The sequence below is a fragment of the Actinocorallia aurea genome, from assembly GCF_054783995.1.
Genome location: NZ_BAAGPQ010000023.1, coordinates 101,138 through 120,591 on the forward strand (window position 1 = coordinate 101,138; position 19,454 = coordinate 120,591).

At 69.9% G+C, this 19,454-nt stretch carries 19 protein-coding genes; 9 read left to right on the plus strand and 10 right to left on the minus strand.

The genetic code is table 11. The features are described 5' to 3' along the window. The first annotated feature begins 266 nt into the window (after positions 1-266). Together trpS and ACYVOM_RS26740 are read left to right on the plus strand one after the other, a co-directional pair. Positions 267-1,301, plus strand: a complete 1,035-nt coding sequence (gene trpS, locus ACYVOM_RS26735; protein WP_460306265.1) for a tryptophan--tRNA ligase — start codon at positions 267-269, stop codon at positions 1,299-1,301. Next, positions 1,291-1,836: a 2'-5' RNA ligase family protein gene (locus ACYVOM_RS26740; protein WP_460306266.1), complete on the plus strand. Its 546-nt coding sequence runs from the start codon at positions 1,291-1,293 to the stop codon at positions 1,834-1,836. The genes trpS and ACYVOM_RS26740 overlap by 11 nt, the downstream gene beginning before the upstream one ends. Before the next feature lie 108 nt (positions 1,837-1,944). Here the strand turns inward: ACYVOM_RS26740 and ACYVOM_RS26745 are convergent, their stop codons facing one another. Beyond that, entirely contained in the window at positions 1,945-2,337 is a 393-nt protein-coding gene (locus ACYVOM_RS26745) for an ArsR/SmtB family transcription factor (protein ID WP_460306267.1), read from the minus strand. A gap of 82 nt (positions 2,338-2,419) precedes the next feature. Between ACYVOM_RS26745 and ACYVOM_RS26750 the strand changes: the two genes are divergently transcribed. Continuing rightward, positions 2,420-3,664, plus strand: coding sequence for an MFS transporter (locus tag ACYVOM_RS26750; RefSeq protein WP_460306268.1), 1,245 nt, complete (start codon positions 2,420-2,422; stop codon positions 3,662-3,664). Between the two features lie 39 nt (positions 3,665-3,703). On the opposite strand, the gene dnaE is transcribed toward ACYVOM_RS26750, so the two are convergent. The 3 genes from dnaE to ACYVOM_RS26765 all read right to left on the minus strand — a co-directional run bounded on the left by dnaE (position 3,704) and on the right by ACYVOM_RS26765 (position 9,602). Then, the gene (gene dnaE, locus ACYVOM_RS26755; protein WP_460306269.1) at positions 3,704-7,294 is read right to left on the minus strand and encodes a DNA polymerase III subunit alpha; all 3,591 of its coding nucleotides are present in this window, start codon (positions 7,292-7,294) and stop codon (positions 3,704-3,706) included. Positions 7,295-7,514: 220 nt separating this feature from the next. Beyond that, entirely contained in the window at positions 7,515-8,714 is a 1,200-nt protein-coding gene (locus ACYVOM_RS26760) for a GH25 family lysozyme (RefSeq protein WP_460306270.1), read from the minus strand. A 78-nt stretch (positions 8,715-8,792) separates the two neighbouring features. Further along, positions 8,793-9,602 (minus strand): hypothetical protein, encoded by an 810-nt coding sequence (locus tag ACYVOM_RS26765; RefSeq protein ID WP_460306271.1) that lies wholly within the window; start codon positions 9,600-9,602, stop codon positions 8,793-8,795. 130 nt (positions 9,603-9,732) lie between these two features. On the opposite strand from ACYVOM_RS26765, the gene ACYVOM_RS26770 reads away from it, so the two are divergent. Further along, positions 9,733-10,908: an amidase family protein gene (locus ACYVOM_RS26770; RefSeq protein WP_460306272.1), complete on the plus strand. Its 1,176-nt coding sequence runs from the start codon at positions 9,733-9,735 to the stop codon at positions 10,906-10,908. A gap of 7 nt (positions 10,909-10,915) precedes the next feature. Here the strand turns inward: ACYVOM_RS26770 and ACYVOM_RS26775 are convergent, their stop codons facing one another. Together ACYVOM_RS26775 and ACYVOM_RS26780 are read right to left on the minus strand one after the other, a co-directional pair. Beyond that, positions 10,916-11,110 (minus strand): DUF397 domain-containing protein, encoded by a 195-nt coding sequence (locus ACYVOM_RS26775; protein ID WP_460306273.1) that lies wholly within the window; start codon positions 11,108-11,110, stop codon positions 10,916-10,918. Next, entirely contained in the window at positions 11,107-11,919 is an 813-nt protein-coding gene (locus tag ACYVOM_RS26780) for a helix-turn-helix domain-containing protein (protein WP_460306274.1), read from the minus strand. Before ACYVOM_RS26780 ends, ACYVOM_RS26775 begins: the two co-directional genes overlap by 4 nt. A gap of 349 nt (positions 11,920-12,268) precedes the next feature. On the opposite strand from ACYVOM_RS26780, the gene ACYVOM_RS26785 reads away from it, so the two are divergent. The 4 genes from ACYVOM_RS26785 (at position 12,269) to ACYVOM_RS26800 (ending at position 14,904) form a co-directional block, all read left to right on the plus strand. After that, positions 12,269-12,487, plus strand: a complete 219-nt coding sequence (locus tag ACYVOM_RS26785) for a hypothetical protein (protein WP_460306275.1) — start codon at positions 12,269-12,271, stop codon at positions 12,485-12,487. Next, positions 12,481-12,633, plus strand: a complete 153-nt coding sequence (locus tag ACYVOM_RS26790) for a hypothetical protein (RefSeq protein WP_460306276.1) — start codon at positions 12,481-12,483, stop codon at positions 12,631-12,633. Before ACYVOM_RS26785 ends, ACYVOM_RS26790 begins: the two co-directional genes overlap by 7 nt. A gap of 103 nt (positions 12,634-12,736) precedes the next feature. Next, on the plus strand, positions 12,737-13,510 hold the full coding sequence (locus ACYVOM_RS26795; RefSeq protein WP_460306277.1) for an SDR family oxidoreductase: 774 nt from the start codon (positions 12,737-12,739) through the stop codon (positions 13,508-13,510). Between the two features lie 14 nt (positions 13,511-13,524). Then, on the plus strand, positions 13,525-14,904 hold the full coding sequence (locus ACYVOM_RS26800; RefSeq protein ID WP_460306278.1) for a sugar porter family MFS transporter: 1,380 nt from the start codon (positions 13,525-13,527) through the stop codon (positions 14,902-14,904). Here ACYVOM_RS26800 and ACYVOM_RS26805 read toward each other — a convergent pair. The 4 genes from ACYVOM_RS26805 to ACYVOM_RS26820 form a co-directional block, all read right to left on the minus strand. Beyond that, positions 14,901-15,461, minus strand: coding sequence for a type 1 glutamine amidotransferase domain-containing protein (locus ACYVOM_RS26805; protein WP_460306279.1), 561 nt, complete (start codon positions 15,459-15,461; stop codon positions 14,901-14,903). The genes ACYVOM_RS26800 and ACYVOM_RS26805 overlap by 4 nt on opposite strands. A 187-nt stretch (positions 15,462-15,648) precedes the next feature. Beyond that, entirely contained in the window at positions 15,649-16,638 is a 990-nt protein-coding gene (locus ACYVOM_RS26810; RefSeq protein ID WP_460306280.1) for a malate dehydrogenase, read from the minus strand. A gap of 212 nt (positions 16,639-16,850) precedes the next feature. Then, positions 16,851-18,068: an NADP-dependent isocitrate dehydrogenase gene (locus tag ACYVOM_RS26815; protein ID WP_460306281.1), complete on the minus strand. Its 1,218-nt coding sequence runs from the start codon at positions 18,066-18,068 to the stop codon at positions 16,851-16,853. Positions 18,069-18,191: 123 nt separating this feature from the next. Continuing rightward, entirely contained in the window at positions 18,192-18,551 is a 360-nt protein-coding gene (locus ACYVOM_RS26820) for a DUF3017 domain-containing protein (RefSeq protein ID WP_460306333.1), read from the minus strand. Between the two features lie 221 nt (positions 18,552-18,772). On the opposite strand from ACYVOM_RS26820, the gene ACYVOM_RS26825 reads away from it, so the two are divergent. Continuing rightward, positions 18,773-19,363 carry an FHA domain-containing protein gene (locus ACYVOM_RS26825; RefSeq protein WP_460306282.1) on the plus strand — a complete coding sequence of 197 codons (591 nt, stop codon included), beginning with the start codon at positions 18,773-18,775 and terminating at the stop codon, positions 19,361-19,363. Positions 19,364-19,454 lie beyond the last annotated feature (91 nt).

Here is a 19,454-nt window from a genome sequence, read left to right on the forward strand (position 1 = left end):
GGCAGTAGATTGGCCTACAGAAGCCTAGCCATACGGGCCGCGTACCGTCGCACGACCGCACCGCGCGTGACCCCGGGAGAACACCGGGTGCGCATCCGGCGGGGCCGTTTACCGGGGCCGCGGCCGGGAGATCACGGTAAAGATCACCGCCCGTCTCCGCGGCGGCGCACACCGTCCCGATTGCGGGTGCCCTCCGCCGGTCCGGTCTGGGAGAATCGAAGCGGCAGGGGGCGGGACAGACCGCGCCGTCCCCTTGGGAGAGAGAGATGACCATGAACACGCGCCCCCGGGTCCTGTCCGGGATCCAGCCGACCGCCGAGTCCTTCCACCTCGGCAACTTCCTCGGCGCGGTGCGGCAGTGGGTTCCGCTCCAGGACAGCCACGAGGCCTTCTACTTCCTCGCCGATCTGCACGCGATCACCGTCGAGCACGATCCGGAGGTCCTGCGCCGGCGCACCCGCGCCTCGGCCGCGCAGCTGTTCGCGGCGGGCCTCGACCCCGAGCGCTCCACGGTCTTCGCGCAGAGCCAGGTCTTCGAGCACGCCGAGCTCCAGTGGATCCTCAGCTGCCTGACGGGCTTCGGCGAGGCGTCCCGGATGACCCAGTTCAAGGACAAGTCGGCCAAGGAGGGCACGTCCGCGGCGAGCGTCGGGCTGTTCACCTACCCGATCCTGCAGGCCGCCGACATCCTGCTGTACACCCCGCACCTCGGCGAGAAGGACTTCCAGGTCCCCGTCGGCGAGGACCAGCGCCAGCACCTTGAGCTCACCCGCACCCTCGCGGGCCGGTTCAACCACAGGTTCGGCGAGACGTTCGTGGAGCCCAACGCCTACATCCTCAAGGCCACCGCGAAGATCACCGATCTTCAGGAGCCGTCGAAGAAGATGTCGAAGTCGTCCTCGTCGCCGCAGGGCATCATCAACGTCCTGGACGAGCCGTCCGCGATGCGCAAGAAGATCATGCGGGCGGTCACCGACACCGGCTCGGAGATCACCTACGACCCGGAGAACAAGCCGGGCGTGTCGAACCTGCTGACGATCATGTCGGCGCTCACCGGCACCCCGGTCATCGAGCTGGAGAACCACTTCCAGGGCCAGGGCTACGGCCAGCTCAAGAAGGAGCTCGCGGAGGTCGCCCTCGGCGTGTTCACCCCCGTCCGGGACCGCACGCTCGAACTGCTGGGCGACCCTGCCGAGCTGGACCGCATCCTGGAGAAGGGCGCGGACCGGGCGGCGGAGGTCGCCTCCGGCACGATGCGCGTCGTGCGCGAGCGCGTGGGACTGCTGAGGCGTGGCGCCTGACACGGTCATCGGGGTCTCGATCCAGGTCCCCGAACCCTACGCGGAGACGCTGACCCGGGCGAGGGAGTCCTTCGGGGACCCTCTCGCCCGGCTCGTCCCTCCGCACATCACCCTGGTCCCGCCGATGCCGGTCGACGCCTCCGAGATGCCGGGGATCATCGAGCACCTGGCCCGCGCGGCGACCATGATCGACCCGTTCCGGGTGCGGTTGCGCGGCACCGGCACGTTCCGCCCGGTGACGCCCGTGGTGTTCCTCCAGGTGGCCGAGGGCATCGGCCCGTGCTCGCTGCTGGAGGAGAAGCTGCGCCGCCCGCCGCTGGAGCGGGAGCTGTTCTTCCCCTACCACCCGCACGTGACGGTCGCCCACAACCTCGACGACGAGGGCCTGGACCGGGCGTTCAAGGATCTCGCCGAGTTCCACGCCGTCTTCGAGTGCGTGTCCTTCCAGCTGTCCGAGCACGGCGGCGACGAGGACTGGCGCCTCGTCCGCACCTTCCCCCTCGGCCCCCGCACCCTCCCGGCCCGTCTCAGCTGACCCGGCCCCGCCTCGGCCGGCCCCGCCTCGGCTGATCCCGGCCCCGCCTCCCGCCCACCACTCCGCCTCCGGCGTCCGCCCGCGGGTCCCCCTGGGGCTCACCGACCGCTAGTCCGCCTCCGGCTCCCAGTTGACGAGGAGGTCGACCAGGCCGGGGAAGCGGGCGTCGAGGTCCTCGACGCGGACGTGGCTGCGCCGCTCCAGCCCGTACTGCCGCTGCCGGATCACGCCGGCTTCGCGCAGCGCCCGGAAATGGTGGGTGAGCGAGGATTTCGGCCGGTCGAAGCCGAACCAGCCGCAGGAGTGGTCGTAGGCCTCCCGTTCGACCAGCAACCGGTGCGCGATCTCCAGTCGCAGCGGGTCGCTGAGTGCACCCAGCACCTTCTCCAGCCGCAGTTCCGCGCGCGACGGCTCGGACAACGGCGCGGGCAGGTCCGCCGGAGCGGCAGGTTCCGGCAGCCCCCGACCGACGGACCGCGGGGACGGAGCCGTGGACGCCATGCGGATTCCCCCTTGACGGATGACCAGTACGAGTTACATCGTACTGTAGGTAAGTTCGAAAAAACTCGTACAGGGGGTACGCATGGCGACGACCTCGGCCGCGACAGGCCGGAGCGGATCCGCGCGCCGGGCGGGCGCGGAGCGGCCCGCACCGGGCGTGGGCTGGATGTGGCTCGCGGCCTGGCCGGTGACCGCGGTGTTCGTGCTGTCCAACGCGGCGACACCGCTCTACGTCCTCTGGCAGCGCGACCTCGGCTTCGCCAAGGGCACGCTCACGGTGGTCTTCGCCTGCTACATCGCGGGCCTGCTGGGCGCGCTGCTCGTCGCCGGGGTCGCCGCCGACCGCGTCGGCAGGAAACCGGTGCTGGTGCCCGCGCTGGTGCTGGCCCTCGCGGCCTGCGCCCTGTTCGCGACCGCGGGAGGCGTGGCCGCCCTGATGGCCGCGCGGCTGCTCACCGGCGCGGCGGTCGGCGCGGTCGTCTCGGCGGGCATGGCCGCGGTGACCGACGTGGCGGGGCCGCAGCGGCGGCGGCCCGCGGCGCTGATCGCCTCGACCGCGATGGTCTTCGGCGCGGGCCTCGGCCCGCTCCTGGCCGGAGTGCTGTCGGAGACCCTGCCGCACCCGACCCGGCTGGTCTTCGGCGTCGAGGCCGTGCTGCTCGTGAGCGCGCTCGCCGTGGTCGCCCGGCTGCCCCTCGCCCGGCCGGAGCGCGCGAGGGCGTCCGGCGGCTCGTGGGTGCGGCTGCCCTCTGTGCCGCCCGCGCACCGGTGGCGGCTGCTGCTCGGCGTCGCGGTGTTCGCGCCCGGCATCACCGCGACCTCGTTCGTCCTGTCGCTGGGCCCGTCGCTGCTCTCCGGCCTGCTGCACACCGACAGCCGGATCCTGGCGGGCGCGACGGCGTTCGTGATGTTCCTCGCGGCGACCGGCGTCCAGTTCGCGGCGGGCCGCCTGCCGCGCCGCACGGTCCTGCTGGCGGGGGCCGCGGCGACGGCGGCGAGCATGGCCGTGCTGATCGGCGCCGTCTCCTGGAACGCCGCGGCCCCGCTGGTCGGCGCCGCGGTCCTGGCCGGAGCCGGTCAGGGCCTCGGCCAGCTCGGCGGCCTGTCCCTGCTCAACTCGGGCCTGCCGCCGGAGCGCCTCGCCGAGGGCAACGCCGCCCTGAACACGGGCGGCTACGTCTTCGCCGGAACCCTCCCGGTCGCCGCGGGCTACCTCAGCGACGCCGTGGGCCTCGCCGCCGGGACCGCGGTCTTCGCCTCCGTGCTGCTGGCGCTCGCCGGGGCGGGCGGCCTCATCGTCCTCGCGCGGGGCGGCTTCGCCGAGTGAGCGTTCGGCGGCCCGGCCATCGCCGGGCCGCCGGACGGATCAGACCTCGACCAGCGCGGTAGGACCGAGCAGCACCTTCAGGTCGCCCGCGAAGGCCCCGTACTCCAGGCTCACCTCGTAGTCCGGCAGGTTGATCATCAGGACCTTGCGGTTCAGCATCTCCAGCCGCAGGTGCACCGGGTTGCTCCCCGGATGCGCCTTCAGGATGCGCTTCAGCTCGTCGATGAGGTCGGGGTTCACCCGCTCCTCGCGCAGACCGATGACGATCGGGGTCTTGCCGTCGGCGCGGGCCGTGGAGATGTCGAGGAACTCGATGCCGGTCGCGGTGAACGAGACCGTCGCCTCCTCGCCGCTGTCGCGGGTCTTGATCCGGCCCGTCACCGCGACGACGAGGTCGGGCGCGAGGTTGGGCCCGTAGAGCTGGTAGGTCTGCGGGAAGCACGGGACCTCGATCGAGGCGTCGTGGTCCTCGATCTTGAGGATCGCCCAGACGTTGCCCTGCTTGGTGACCTTCTTGTCGACGCCCGAGATGATCCCGGCGATCCGGAACTCGCCCCGCGTGTCGACCTGTCCGTCGAGGATCTGGACGATCGTGTAGTCCCGGTTCTTCTCCAGGATCCGCTCGGCCCCGTTCAGCGGGTGGTCCGACACGTACAGGCCGAGCATCTCCCGCTCGAAGGCCAGCTTGGTCTTCTTGTCCCACTCGACGTCCGGCACGATGACGGTGAAGGCGTCGGCGGCCCCGTCGTCGGCGTCCTCGAAGGCGCCGAACAGGGAGTCCTGCCCCATCGCCTCCTTCTTCTTGACGTCGATGACGGAGTCGATCGCGGTGTCGTGCACCTGGATCAGGCCGAAGCGGGGATGGCCCAGGTCGTCGAACGCGCCGGCCTTGATCAGTGATTCGATCGTCCTCTTGTTGCAGACGATCTGCGGGACCTTCTTCAGGAAGTCGTTGAAATCGCTGAACTTGCCCTGTTCCGTCCGCGCGGTGATGATCCCGTTGATCGCGTTCTCACCGACGTTCTGGACCGCGCCGAGCCCGAACCTGACGTCGTCGCCGACGGCCGCGAAGCGCAGCAGCGACTCGTTGACGTCCGGCGGCAGCACCTTCAGCTTCATCCGGCGGCACTCGGCCAGATAGATCGCCATCCGGTCCTTGTTCGTGCCGACGGACGTCAGCAGCGCCGCCATGTACTCGGCCGGGTAGTTCGCCTTCAGGTAGGCCGTCCAGTAGGAGACGAGCCCGTATCCGGCGGTGTGGGACTTGTTGAAGCCGTAGGACGAGAACGGTTCGAGGACGTCCCAGACGGCCTTCGCCATCTCCTCGGTGTAGCCGTTGTCGACCATGCCGGAGGAGAAGGTGGCCCACTGCTTGTCCATCTCCTCCTTCTTCTTCTTGCCCATCGCGCGGCGGAGGATGTCGGCGCCGCCGAGCGTGTAGCCCGCGAGCTGCTGCGCGATCGCCATGACCTGCTCCTGGTACACCACCAGGTGGTAGGTGGTCCCGAGGATCGGCTCCAGCGCGTCCTTCAGGCCCGGGTGGATCGGCACGATGTCCTGCTGCCCGGCCTTGCGCAGCGCGTAGTTGACGTGCGCGTTCGCGCCCATCGGGCCGGGTCGGCCCAGCGCCAGGACCGACGAGATGTCCTCGAACCGGGCGGGCGCGATCAGCTTCGTCAGGTCCCGCATCATCGACGAGTCGAGCTGGAAGACGCCGAGGGTCTCACCGCGGGCGAGCAGCTCGTAGGTCTTCTTGTCGTCGAGTGACAGCGACAGCATGTCGACGTCGACGCCGCGGTTCTTCTTGATGTTCTCGACGGCGTCACCGAGCACGGTGAGGTTGCGCAGGCCCAGGAAGTCCATCTTCAGGGCGCCCATGTTCTCGCTGGACGGCCCGTCGAAGCCGGTGATGCGGGCTCCGTCGTCCGGGCGCATGACGACCGGCATGACGTCCACGAGCGGCTGCGAGGAGATGATGACGCCGGCCGCGTGCACGCCGGTGGTGCGGGTCAGGCCCTCCAGGCCGAGGGCGGTGTCCATGACGCGCTTGACGTCCTGGTCGTCCTCGTAGAGGGAGCGCAGCTCGGACGCCTCTGCGTACCTGTCGTGCTTGGGGTCGAAGACGCCCGTGAGCGGGATCTCCTTGCCCATCACCGCGGGCGGGAACGCCTTGGTGATCTTCTCGCCGACCGCGAAGGGGTAGCCGAGCACCCGCGCGGAGTCCTTGACCGCCTGCTTCGACTTGATCGTCATGAACGTCACGATCAGCGCGACGTTCTCCTCGCCGTACCGCTCGGTGACGTACCGGATCATGTCGCCGCGCCGACGCTCGTCGAAGTCCAGGTCGACGTCGGGAGGGGAGATGCGCTCGGGGTTCAGGAACCGCTCGAACAGCAGCGAGTGCTCGATCGGGTCGAGCTCGGTGATGCGGGTGACGTAGGCGACCATCGAACCCGTCGCCGAGCCACGGCCCGGACCCACCCAGATGCCGTTGTCGCGGGCGTACCGGCAGATGTCGGCGACGACGAGGAAGTAGCCGGGGAAGCCCATGTTCTCGATGACGCCGAGCTCGTACTCGATCCGCTCGGTGATGTGCGCCGGGACCGGCTCGCCGTACCGCTCGGCAGCCCCCCGGTGCGACTCCTTGCGCAGCCAGCTCATCTCGGTCTCGCCCTCGGGCACCGGGAACTTGGCGTACAGGTCGCGGAAGGCGAAGACGTCGTCGTAGGACTCGACGCGCTCGGCGATCAGAAGGGTGTTCTTGCACCCGTCCTGCCAGACGTCCGAGGTCGGGTTGATGCCGCGCATCTCGTCGGCCGAGCGCACGTAGTAGCCGCCGCCGGAGAAGCGGAACCTGTCGGGCGCGCTGATCAGGGAGTTCGTGCCGACGCACAGCAGCGCGTCGTGCGCGGTCGCCTGGTCCTCGGTGACGTAGTGCGAGTCGTTCGTGACCAGCGGCGGGATGCCCAGCTCCTTGCCGAGCCTGAGCAGGTCGTCGCGGACGCCCCGCTCGATCGGGATGCCGCCGTGGTCCATCAGCTCAAGGAAGTAGTTCTCCTTGCCGAAGATGTCCTGGTACTTCGCCGCGTGCTCGCGGGCCTTGTCGTACTGGCCGAGCCGCAGCCGCGTCTGGACGGCCCCCGACGGGCAGCCCGTCGTCGCGATGATCCCCTCGTGGTAGAGGTCGAACAGCTCGTCGTCCATCCGGGGGTACTTCTTCATCCGGCCCTCGAAGTTGGCCAGGGAGGAGATCCGGAAGAGGTTGCGCAGGCCCTGCGCGGTGTAGGCCCACATCGTCTTGTGGAGATAGGTGCCCGAAGCGGACACGTCGCCGCCGAGGCCCGTCTGCTCGTTCGACTTGCGCTGGTGCGGCTCGCCCCAGAACACCGGCTGCTTGTGGAACCGGGACTCCGGGCTCACATAGCCCTCGATGCCGATGATCGGCTTGACGCCCGAGCCCTTGGCCTTCTTGTGGAACTCATAGGCCCCGTGCAGGTTCCCGTGGTCGCTCATCGCGATCGCCGGCATGCCGAGCTCGGCCGCGCGATCCGTGAGCTTCCCGACCTTCGCCGCACCGTCGAGCATCGAGTACTCGGTATGAACGTGCAGGTGGACGAAGGAATCAGCCATGATCAGCAGACCTTTCGGCGGGGTGGACGGGGGCCGTCCCACCCTAGCGGCGGCGCACCACCACCCGCGCGGCGTTCCACCTGACCGATCTGCCCCGCTTCCCCCGAACATCACGAAAGCCGTGCCCGGGAGCCCCTGCCCCACGCGGCCCGTCGGCGAGATCACAGGAAGCGGACGCGAAACGGCCCGGGCGCGGCGAACGCGTCCGGGCCGGAAGAGGTCAGCGGACGACCGGGAGGGCGATCTTCGAGGTGTTGTTGGGCTTGCCCGGGTCGAGGACCGAGGGGGTCTGGAGGCCCAGGGTCACGGTCGGCTTGCTGCCCGGCTTGAGCTGCCTGGTCACGGTGACCCACACCTTGAAGCTCTTGGCGCCCTTGGCCGGAATCGTGTTCCAGACGCACTTGAGCCCGTAGGAGGCCTTCGTGCAGGCCTTGGGGACGCTGCGGAGCTTGAGCTTCTTCGTCGGGAACTTCACGTAGACGCGGGTCGTGCCGCTCGCGTCCGGGCCCTTGTTCGTCACCTGGACCTGGAAGGACGCCTTCTTGCCGACCCGGTACTTGCCGAGCTTGGCGACCTTCACGCCGACGTTCGCGACGGGCTTGTCGGCCTTCTTCGCGAACGCCTTGAGCTGGGCCAGGGTGCCCGGGAAGAGGTTCTGGTCACCGGGGAAGAGCGGCTTGTCGTTGCCGTTCCAGAACTGCCAGAACGTGTACTTGGTGAACCCGCCCGGCATCGCGGGGTTCGGGTTCTTCACCGGGTCCTTGTAGTTGGCGACCCACAGCGGGTTCGTCAGGTCGAAGGCCGCGGTGCCGGTCGGCTCGGCCGGCGAACTCGTGCAGTTCTTCCACCAGTTCTGGTTGGAGTAGATCATCGGGTAGCGGCCCGTGCGCTTGAAGTACGTGGTGGAGAAGTCCTTGATCCACGCGATCATCTGCGGGGCCGTCAGGTTGTAGCAGTCGGTGCGCAGGCCCTCGACCTTGGGCAGCGTCGAGTACGGGTCGCTCTCCATGTCGAGGGCGGCGGGCAGCGACATGCCGTCGGGGGTCCAGCCGCCGCCGTTGTCGACGAGGAAGTTCGCCTGGGTCGCGCCGGACGACTTGTCGGGGCCGGCGAAGTGGTAGGCGCCCTGGATGACGCCGTACTTGCGGGCCTCGGCGGCGTTCCGCGCGAAGTAAGGGTCGATGTACGGGGTGGCGTTGTCCGCGGAGGACGTGCCGCGGGTGGCCCGGATGATGGCGAACTTGGCGCCGTTGTCGGCGATCTTCTTCCAGTCGACGTTCGGGCCCTGCCAGTAGCTGACGTCCAGGCCGGGAACGGTGCCCGCGGGAGCCACCGGCGCGGCGTAGGCGACGGATCCGGTGAGGACGGTCCCGGCGACGAGGGCGGTGGCGACCAGGATGCTTCCGGCGACGCGCGGCACGGTAAAGCTCCCCTGCTTGTTGACTTCGGAGTGCCAGCACCCTAGCGCATGATCTTGGTGGTAAACCGTGAGAAAGCGCTAATCCTGGGTGAACCGGACGACCGGGACGGAGGTGAAGGCCCCGTTGTCCTCCGGGAACGTCTCGCCCGCCCGCTCCGCGCCGACCGTCGCGAACACCTCCGCGGCCTCGCGACCCGGGGCCGTTCTCGCCCGGAACGCGAAGCGCACCATCGCGCCCGGGTCGAGCGCCGCCGCGTCGCAGGTCACCCGGTGCGCGCCCGACATGCAGCCCGCCGGAACGCGGGTGAACCTGGCGCCGCGCACCGCCACCGTCACGCTCACCTTGCGCGCCGGCCTCTTGCCCTTGTTGAGCGCGCGCGCCGAGAACCCGAAAGAACCCTGGGTGCCTCGCGGGACGCGAAGACGCACCGCGAGGTCCGTGCCCGGCCTCACCTTGACGGTCGTGCGCGCGCTCGCGCCGTCCGCCTCCGCGGTGAGCGTCTGGGCGCCCTTCGCCGTCGGCCTGACGATCCCCGAGACCGTCACCCTGTGGACGGCATGGGGCGCGAGGACGCCGAGCCGGCACCGGACCAGATTCCCGTCCTTGCGGTTCCCGTCCTTGCGGTTCCCGTGCTCGCGGCAGCCGGCGGGCAGCCCCACGACGTCGACCCCTCGGGGAACGGTGATGGCGAGGCGCACCTTGCGCGTCGCCGCCGCGCCCTGGTTGGCGACCGTGACGAGGTAGTCGAGCCGCCCGCCCGGCCGCGCGTCGCCCCACGTCTCGACCCGCAGGGCCAGTGCCGGGGACCCCGTCGCCACCGCCGGCGCCGCCGCGACCAGCATCCCGCCCGACACCACAAGCGCCCCGCACCACGTCACAGCCCGCACTGGCCCTCCTCGGCTCCGCCCTCGACGCGCGCGGCAGATTATCCGCGAAGCCCCCGCGCGGCCTGCCGGGACACGCTTCGTTGCCGTCCCTTGGGCGTACGGGACGCGGCCGGGACGGTAAGAAGGGGGAATGGAGGAGATCGACCCGCTGGTCCCCTGGATCGCCGACGGCCCACTCGCCCCGCCTACTGGGCCTCCCCCCTCGGGCGGGCCCCTTGAGGGCCTGCGCGTCGCCGTCAAGGACAACATCGACGTCGCGGGCTGGCCGACCGGCGCGGGGAACCCCGTCTGGCTCGCCGAGCACGCGACCCCGCAGGAGGACGCCGAGGTCGTCGCCCGGCTTCGCCGCGCCGGGGCGTCGATCGTGGGCAAAGCCCACATGGACGAGCTGGCTTACAGCCTCGCCGGAGCGAACATCCACTACGGCTCGCCTCGCAACCCGTTGGCTCCCGGCCGGTACACGGGCGGCTCCTCCAGCGGATGCGCCTCGGCCGTCGCGTCCGGGGTCGCCGACATCGGGCTGGGAACGGACACGGCAGGCTCCATCCGCGTCCCCGCCGCCTTCACCGGCCTGTACGCGCTGCGGCCTTCGCACGCGCGCATGCCCGCCACGGGTGTGCTGCCTCTGGCGCCCACCTTCGACGTCCCGTCCTTGCTGGCGAGGGACGCGGCGACCCTTGAGCGGGCCGCCCTCGCCCTCCTCGACCCGCCCGCGCAGGCGACCTGCGAGCTGGAGTGGCTGCTCCTGCCCGACGACCTGTGGGCGGAGGTCCCCGCCCCCGTCCGCGAGGCCTACGAGCCTGCCCTGGCGAGGCTGCGCGGCCTCCTCAAGGCCGACCGCACCCCGATGTTCAAGCGCCCGTCCCAATGGCACGACGCCGTGGCCGCCTTCGCCACCGTCCAAGGCGGCGAGGCATGGCGCCTCCTGGGCCCCTGGATCGCCTCCACCACCCCCGCCTTCGACCCGTCCATCGCCGCCCGCTTCACCCACGCCTCCAGACTCACCGGCCACGACCTCACCGAGGCCCGCGAGAAGACCGACCACGCCGCCGCCACCCTCCGCACCCGCCTGCGCGGCAGCGTCCTGGCCATCCCCACCGCCCCCTTCACCCCGCCCCTCCTCACCGAGGACTTCCCCCGCGCCAAACTCCTCCCCTACACCTCCCTGGCCCCCTTGGCCGCCGCCCCCGCCGTCACCCTCCCCCTCGCCACCTTTGACGACCTCCCCCTGGGCCTCACCCTCATCTCCCAACCTTCGACCGACGAGGCCCTCCTCTCCCTGACCCGCACCCTCGCAGCCCGCTGACGCCGCCTCAGCGGACGCGCAGCCCTCGGGCCAGGCGCGCGAAGACGGGCCGGCCCAGGACCAGCGGTTCGCCCTGCGGGTTCTTGGAATCGCGGACGCCCACCGCCCCGGCGAGGGCGGCGAGTTCGACGCAGTTGTCTCCGGAGCCGGTGCTGTGGCTGCTCTTGCGCCAGCGCGGGTCCGGAATCTCGCTGTACTTCACTCGTCCTCCGCGAACGCTCGGATCATGCGCTCAGATTCGCGCACGGACAGGGCCGAGCCTCTGAGCAGGTTGAAGGTTACTCCAAGCCTCTTCACCGTCTCGGCCTCTTGGATGATCCCGCCAAGACCTCCCGCCGCCTCGACGTAGGCCACGTCTTCCTTCTCCGCGAAGGACAGCAGCATGAAACCCGACCCGATGAAGGCGATTTCGTCGGCGGGGATGATCTGGATCGAGATCTTCGGGTGCCGCAGCATCTTCAGCAGATGCAGGCACTGCTCCTTGCGGAGGTCGGCGGGAAACTCACGAAGCACCGCTTCACGCATGAGGAGGAAGAACCAAGGAGCGTCGGGCTTGTCGAAGATGCGCTGACGTTCCATGCGTATCGCGACGAGTTCCTCGGCCTGGTCGGGATGTTGCCCGTGCACGTGAAGAAGGCGCGCGAAGTCCTCGGTCTGCATCAGACCGGTCATGAGCATGGGTTCGAAGGCGAGGATTCCCGTCGCCGTCTTCTCTATCTCGATGAGCGGGCGGAAGCCGCTGGGGATCAGGCCGCGCTTGCGTTCGTCGTCCAGTTCGTCCCAGGCCCGGCGGAAGGTGCCGCCGGTGGTGAAGTAGGCGTCGAGGTCGTCGGCCAGGCCGCCGGACGGAATTTTCGCGTACGTCTCGACCTTGGCGAGCCACTGCGGCGAACAGCCGAGCGCCTCAGCGAGCCTGTTGCGGGAGAGCCCCGCGCCCTCCCTTCGGCTGCGCATCTCCTTGACGAACAGGCGTTGGGGCGACAGAACTTCAAGATTTTTTTCGGTCGTCACACGCCCTCCCTCCGGTTCGTGCGCGGGTTTCCGGGCTTCCCGGGGGTGCCGCGCGGGTGTCGGCTGGGTGTCACCAGGGTGTCACCCAAGAAATCACCATCTCCCGATAAGCCCGACTTCTTAATCGGACTTTTCTTGATGAAACGGCCGCCCTCTTAACCATCTCCATACTCGACCTTGCGTCGACGCGCCGGGATGCCCGCCCGTTTCGTCCCCGCAAGGTAGTTCACGGGGTAGTCCTGAGGTAGCTCTCCGCCAAAATCTGGTAGTCCCTTGGTTCGTAGCCGACAGTAACCCCGCTGTGTCAGCCTCGTCACCGCAATCGCCCGCAAAGCGCAAAGGACCAGGCATGGCACCCGATCTCACGGCTCTCCGCGAAAGCCACCCCGAATGGCTGATCCGGCCCACCGCCGGAGGCAGGCTCTTCATGGCGACCCGCAGGAACCGCCTCCACCTCACCGCCGAGGAACTCGGCGCGGGCCTCGCCATGACGCTCATCGAGGACACCTTCGAGGCGTTCGCCGAAGCCCTCACCGCCCAGGCCCGCATCGAGGCCCCCCAATGCTGACCGCCCTCTTCGACTCCCTCACCGCCACCCCTTGGGCGCTCGCCGGCACCACCGCGCTCACCACCACCGCTCTGGGCGTCCTCGCCGCCCTCGGCACCATCGTCTACGAGGACCTCCAGCCCAAAGGCCGCCACCACCGGACCTGACCCCGAGGTCCGCGCCGCTTGATCGTTTGCCGGGGATTGGGCGGGGTGCGCGTTTTCCCGGCCCGGGCCCCGGTGACGAGTTCGGAGAGCGGAAGGGGGACGGGTGCGGGGGAATCGGGGGGTGCTCGACGGGCGGGCCGGGCTCATCACGGGGGCGGCGCGGGGGATCGGGCGGGCGATGGCGCTGGCGTTCGCGGCCGAAGGGGGGCGCGTGGTCGTCGGGGACGTCGACGACGTCGAGGGGCGCCGGACGGTGTCGCTCATCCAGGAGGCGGGCGGGACCGCGGTGTTCGTGGCCGCGGACGCCTCGGTCGACGAGGATCTGAAGCTGCTGGTCGCGTCCGTCGTCGACCACTACGGGCGGCTCGACTGGGCGGTGAACAACGCGGGGCTCGGGTCGCCGGCCCAACCCGGCGGCGCGGGCGGGCCCGCGGAGTGGGCGAAGGTCATGGGCGTCGGGCTCGAAGGGGTCAGGTTCGCGCTCGCGCACGAGGCCGAGCAGATGCGCAAGCAGGGCGGCGGGGGCGCGATCGTCAACACGGCGGCCTCGCCAAGGCTCAACGTGCTGGGCGGCCTCTCCCCGTGGGTCGCCGCCAAGTCCGGCGTACTCGGCCTCACCGACGCTGCCGCCCTCCACTACGCGCGCGACGGCATCCGCGTCAACGCGCTCAGCCCCGGCCGCACCCTCACCGCCGCCGTCGAACGCCAGATGGCCGAAGACCCCGAAGGCACCCGCGCGCTCATCTCCCGCATCCCCATGGGCCGCCTCGCCACCCCCGAGGAACAGGCCCAGGCCGCCCTCTGGCTCTGCTCCCCCCTGTCGTCCTACGTCACCGGCATCTCCCTCAACGTCGACGGCGGCGCCTCCATCGCCTGACAAGGAGCCGACCGATGCCCGACCTCCGACTGCGCCGCGTCACCGCGTACGCTGCCGCCGCCGCCATGGGCGGCTTCCTCTTCGGCTACGACAGCGCGGTCATCAACGGCGCCATCGACGGCATCCAGAACAGGTTCCCCTCGAACCCTGGCGTCACCGGCTTCGTCGTCGCCGCCGACCTGCCCGGAGCCGCCGTCGGCGCCGCGATCGGCGGCCAGATCGCCGACCGGATCGGCAGGCTCGGCGCCCAGCGGGTCGCGGGCGTCCTGTTCGCGGTCACCGCGGTCGGGTCGGCGCTGCCGCTCACCGTGTGGGACCTCGCGCTCTGGCGGATGGCCGGCGGCGTCGCCATCGGCATGGCGTCGGTCATCGCGCCCACCTACATCGCCGAAGTGTCGCCCGCGGCCTACCGGGGCCGCCTGGCCTCCTTCCAGCAGCTCGCGATCGTGCTCGGGATCGTGGTGTCCCAGCTCATCAACTACCTGCTCGCCGAGCTCGGCGGCGGCTCCGCAGGACGGCTCGGCCCGCTCCAGACCTGGCAGTGGATGTTCGCGGTCAACCTGCTTCCCGCGGGCGTCTACCTGCTGCTCAGCGCCGTCATCCCCGAATCCCCCCGCTATCTCGTGCGGGCCGGGCGCGACGACGAGGCCCGCCGGGTCCTGGCGAAGATCGAGGGCGGGGACACCGCCGCCCACGTCGCCGAGATCAGGGACGCGCTCGGCAGTGAGAGCAGACCGCGCCTTTCAGACCTGCGCGGACCGCGGCTCCTGCTCCCCGTCGTCTGGACGGGCATCGGGCTGAGCGCGTTCCAGCAGCTCTGCGGGATCAACGTGATCTTCTACTACTCCTCGACGCTCTGGCAGTCCGTCGGCGTCGAGGAGAGCAGTTCCCTGCTGCTCAGCCTCTTCACGTCGGTCATCAACCTCATCGGCACGTTCGTCGCCATCTCCCTGGTCGACCGCCTCGGCCGACGGCCCCTGCTGCTGACGGGATCGGCGGGCATGGCCGTCGCGCTCGCGGTGACCGCCTTCTCCTTCGCCCACGCCTCGGACGGCGTCCTCCCCTTCGGCTGGGGCCTCACCGCCCTCGTCGGGGCAAGCGTCTTCGTGCTCTTCTTCGCGCTGTCCTGGGGCGCGATCGTGTGGGTGCTGCTCGGCGAGATGTTCCCGCTGCGCATCCGGGCCGCCGCGATGGGCGTCGCGACCGCCGTCCAGTGGCTGGCGAACTGGCTCGTCACCCTGACGTTCCCCTCGCTCAGCGCGTGGAGCCTCCCGACGACGTACCTCCTGTACGCGGCCTTCGCCGCGCTCTCGTTCGCCTTCGTCCACCGCCGGGTCGCCGAGACCAAGGGCCGCACCTTGGAGTCCATCTCCGCGGACGCCCGAGCGCGCTAGGCCGGGGTCAGCTCGCGTTCGACGGCTTCGAGGAAGGCGTCGAGGTCGTCCGGGGTGCGGGAGGTGATCAGGGTGTAGCCGGTGGTGTCGGTGACCTCCTCGGCGTCCTGCCAGGTGGCGCCCGCGTTGCGGAGGTCGGTCTGGAGCGACGCGTACGACGTGAGCTTCTTGCCGCGGACGACGTCGGCCTCCGCGAGGGTCCAGGGGGCGTGGCAGATGGCGGCGACGGGCCGGCCGGATGACGTGAAGTCCTTGATGATCTGCAGCGCGTCGTCGTCGGTCCTCAGGTGGTCGGCGTTGAGTGCGCCTCCGGGGATCAGGAGGAGGTCGTACCCGGCCGCGTCGACCTCGGCGAGGGTCTCGGTGGGGTCCACGACCTCGCCGGGCTTCTCGTCGCCCACAAGGGTCCGGATCGGCTCCCGGGACGGGGCCGCGATCTCCACTTCCGCGCCGTCCTCGCGCAGCCGCTCCACCGGCACGGTCAGCTCGTCCTGCTCGACCCCGTAGTTGGTGACGATCGCGAGCACCTTCGTGCCGTCCAGCTTTCCGCCTGCCATCGGTCTCTCCTCGTCTCGCGTGTCCTCATCTGTCGTGCCATCTGTCGTGCCATCTGTCGTGCCTACGTGCCTCCCCTGCCCCAGAGCCAAAGCGACAAACAACTACAAATCACCGCAACAAACCCCACTGAACGGCAAAAAGCCCCGGAGCGCGGACGCTCCAGGGCTTCTCGGGTGACGCGCGGGCTCAGATGAGGCCGAGCTCCTTGACCGCGTCGCGCTCCTCGACGAGTTCGGCGACCGAGGCGTCGATGCGGGCGCGGGAGAACTCGTTGACGTCCAGGCCCTGGACGATCTTCCACTCGCCGTTCACCGAGGTGACCGGGAAGGAGGAGATGATGCCCTCGGCGACGCCGTAGGAGCCGTCCGACGGGATCGCGGCCGACGTCCAGTCGCCCTCGGGGGTGCCGTTGACCCAGTCGAAGACGTGGTCGATGGCGGCGTTGGCGGCGGAGGCCGCCGAGGACGCGCCACGGGCCTCGATGATCGCCGCGCCGCGCTTGGCGACGGTCGGGATGAAGTCGTCGGCCAGCCACTTCTCGTCGTTCACGAGTTCGGCGGCGTTCTTGCCCGCGACCTCGGCGTGGAAGATGTCCGGGTACTGGGTGGCGGAGTGGTTGCCCCAGATCGTCAGCTTCTTGATCTCGCTGACCGCGACGCCGGTCTTGGCCGCCAGCTGGGAGATCGCCCGGTTGTGGTCGAGGCGGGTCATCGCGGTGAACCGCTCCTTCGGCACGTCCGGGGCCGAGGCGGAGGCGATGAGGGCGTTGGTGTTCGCCGGGTTGCCGACGACCAGGACGCGGATGTCGTCGGCCGCGCCGTCGTTGATCGCCTTGCCCTGCGGGCCGAAGATGCCGCCGTTGGCCGCGAGGAGGTCGCCGCGCTCCATGCCCTTGGTGCGGGGGCGCGCGCCGACGAGCAGGGCCACGTTGGCGCCCGCGAAGCCGTCGGTCGGGTTGTCGAAGATGTCGATCCCGGCCAGGAGCGGGAACGCGCAGTCGTCCAGCTCCATCGCGGTGCCCTCGGCGGCCTTGACGGCCTGCGGGATCTCCAGCAGGCGCAGCTTGACCGGCACGTCCGCGCCGAGGAGCTGGCCGGAGGCAATGCGGAACAGCAGCGCGTAGCCGATCTGGCCTGCGGCGCCGGTCACCGTCACGTTGACAGGGGTGCGAGTCATGTCGCGATCACTCCAAGATGGGCGGGATCTCTCGGTATCGAGATACTGCGACTGCCAGGCTATCGCGCCGCTTCATGCCAAAAGCCGCGCACCCCCGGTGAGGTGCGCGGCTCTCGACGGGCCGCGGGCTCCTGTCCGGCAACGGTCCGGACAGGGGCCGCAAGGCGGGGCGGAGCCGTCCTCCCGTGCCGAGGACGGTCCTGTGAGCCGCCCTACAGGGCGATCTTCTTCTGGAGGTTGACGTCCAGGGCGTGCAGGAACTCCTCCGTGGTCAGCCACGGGGTGTCGCCGCCGACGAGGAGCGCGAGGTCCTTGGTCATCTGGCCGGCCTCGACGGTCTCGATGCAGACCTGCTCGAGCTTGTTGGCGAAGTCGGTGACCGCGGGGGTGCCGTCCAGCTTGCCGCGGTGGGCCAGGCCCCGGGTCCACGCGAAGATCGAGGCGATCGGGTTCGTGGAGGTCGGCTTGCCCTGCTGGTGCTGGCGGAAGTGCCGGGTGACGGTGCCGTGCGCGGCCTCGGCCTCGACGGTCTTGCCGTCGGGGGTCATCAGGACCGAGGTCATCAGGCCGAGCGAGCCGAAGCCCTGCGCGACGATGTCGGACTGGACGTCGCCGTCGTAGTTCTTGGTCGCCCAGACGAAGCCGCCCTCCCACTTGAGCGCGGCGGCGACCATGTCGTCGATCAGCCGGTGCTCGTAGGTGAGGCCCGCCGCGTCGAACTCGGCCTTGAACTCAGTCTCGAAGATCTCCTGGAACAGGTCCTTGAAGCGGCCGTCGTAGGCCTTCAGGATCGTGTTCTTGGTCGACATGTAGAGCGGGAACTTGCGGTCCAGCGCGTAGCGCATGGTCGCGCGGGCGAAGTCCCGGATCGAGTCGTCGAAGTTGTACATGCCCATGGCGACGCCGCCGCCCGGGAACTTCGCGACCTCGAGCTCCATCGGCTGGGAGCCGTCCTCGGGCACGTAGGAGATCGTCACGGTGCCGGGGCCGGGGACGACGAAGTCGGTGGCCCGGTACTGGTCGCCGTGGGCGTGGCGGCCGATGATGATCGGCTGGGTCCAGCCGGGGACGAGCCGCGGGATCGTCTGCATGACGATCGGCTCGCGGAACACGACACCGCCGAGAATGTTGCGGATCGTTCCATTGGGGGAACGCCACATCTTCTTCAGGCCGAACTCCTCGACCCGCGCCTCATCCGGGGTGATGGTGGCGCACTTGACGCCGACGCCGTACTGCTTGATGGCGTTGGCGGCGTCGATGGTGACCTGGTCGTCCGTGGCGTCGCGGTGCTCGATGCCGAGGTCGTAGTACTTCAGGTCGACGTCGAGGTAAGGCAGGATCAGGCTGTCCTTGATGAACTGCCAGATGATCCGGGTCATCTCGTCGCCGTCGAGTTCGACGACGGGACCCTCTACTTTGATCTTGGGCATGGCTGGTGGCTTCCCTTTCCTCGCCCCTGCGGTCCCTTGTAAGGCTCACTGGGGAGGGTATCCGAGGGCGTTCACAGGTCTAGACCGTCGCCCCCGGTTTACGTTGCTTGACAAAACCCTCACTCATCCACCACGTGGCGCGAGGAAGGCGAGGATAGCCAGGCCTGCCCCGAGAACGGCCATGGTGACCACGTCCGTCCATTTCTTACGTGTGACGAGAAACCCGAGCCGGGACTCGGGGAGGGTGGCGCGCAGACCCGCGCCGAGCAGCATCGACGCGGCCATCACATAGGCGCCGATGCGGAAGTTCTGCCAGGCGGTGAGCAGCCCGAGGAGGACGCCTCCGGCGACCACGGCGAAATACACCTGGGCCTTCAGCCCGGAGGCCTGCCGGGCGGATTCGCGGCGACGGCGCCGCCTTCCGCCCTCGGAGCCGGGCCCTGCCGGAGAAGGGGAGGAGGACCCCGAGCGCTCGCCTGTCATCACCCGCCGATTTTATGCCCTGCCATGGCAAACCCAGCTACGGCCAAAGGTCTACCCGCGGGTAGCTTGCATGACCTCCCACGCGACGGGTAACCCGCACGACAGGGGTCGCTAACTGAGTGGGAGGAACCACAGTGGAGGGGCCGTTCATACGCATCGAGGAGAGCGGCGCGGTAGTGCCGCTTCGCCCCGACGTCACGACGGTCGGCAGAGGAAGGGGGGTGGACATCCGGCTGGACGACCCGAGCGTGGCACGGCTGCACGCGGAGATCGTCCGAAGGGGACCTTACGTCTACGTGGTCGACATGGGCCTGTCGCGCACGGGAACGAGGGTCAACGGACGTCCCATCGCCCGAAGGGTCCTCGAAGACGGAGACGTGATCAGCTTCGGCACCGCCCGAGGCCGCCTGGGGGGCATCCCCCGCGAGGAGGTAGATCCGGAGACCGAACTGCGCCGGGCCGTCGCGCCCGAGCTCACCCGAAGGGAACTCGACGTGCTGACGGCGCTGTGCCGTCCCGCGCTGTCGGACGAGGCCTTCGTGGCCCCGGCCGCGGCGAAGGACATCGCGCTGGAACTCGTCGTCACGGAGGCGGCGGTCAAGCAGCACCTGCTGCGGCTGTACCAGAAGTTCCGCATCCCCGAGGGCATCAACCGCCGTACCCGCCTCGCCAACGAGGTGATCGCCATGGGCCTGGTGCGCCCGCTGCCGACGGTCCAGATACCGCCGCAGCGGACGGCCCTGCCCGTCCCCCCGGAACCGCGTCGACAGGGCATCGCCGCGCGGACCCCCGTCACCCGCCGGGCCAGCTGAGGAGGCCCCGCGCGCGAGCGCGGGTCAGCTGACCGGAACCGGACGAAAGTGCCCAGCCGACAGCGGGGTCGGCTGGGCGACCTCAGGGTTC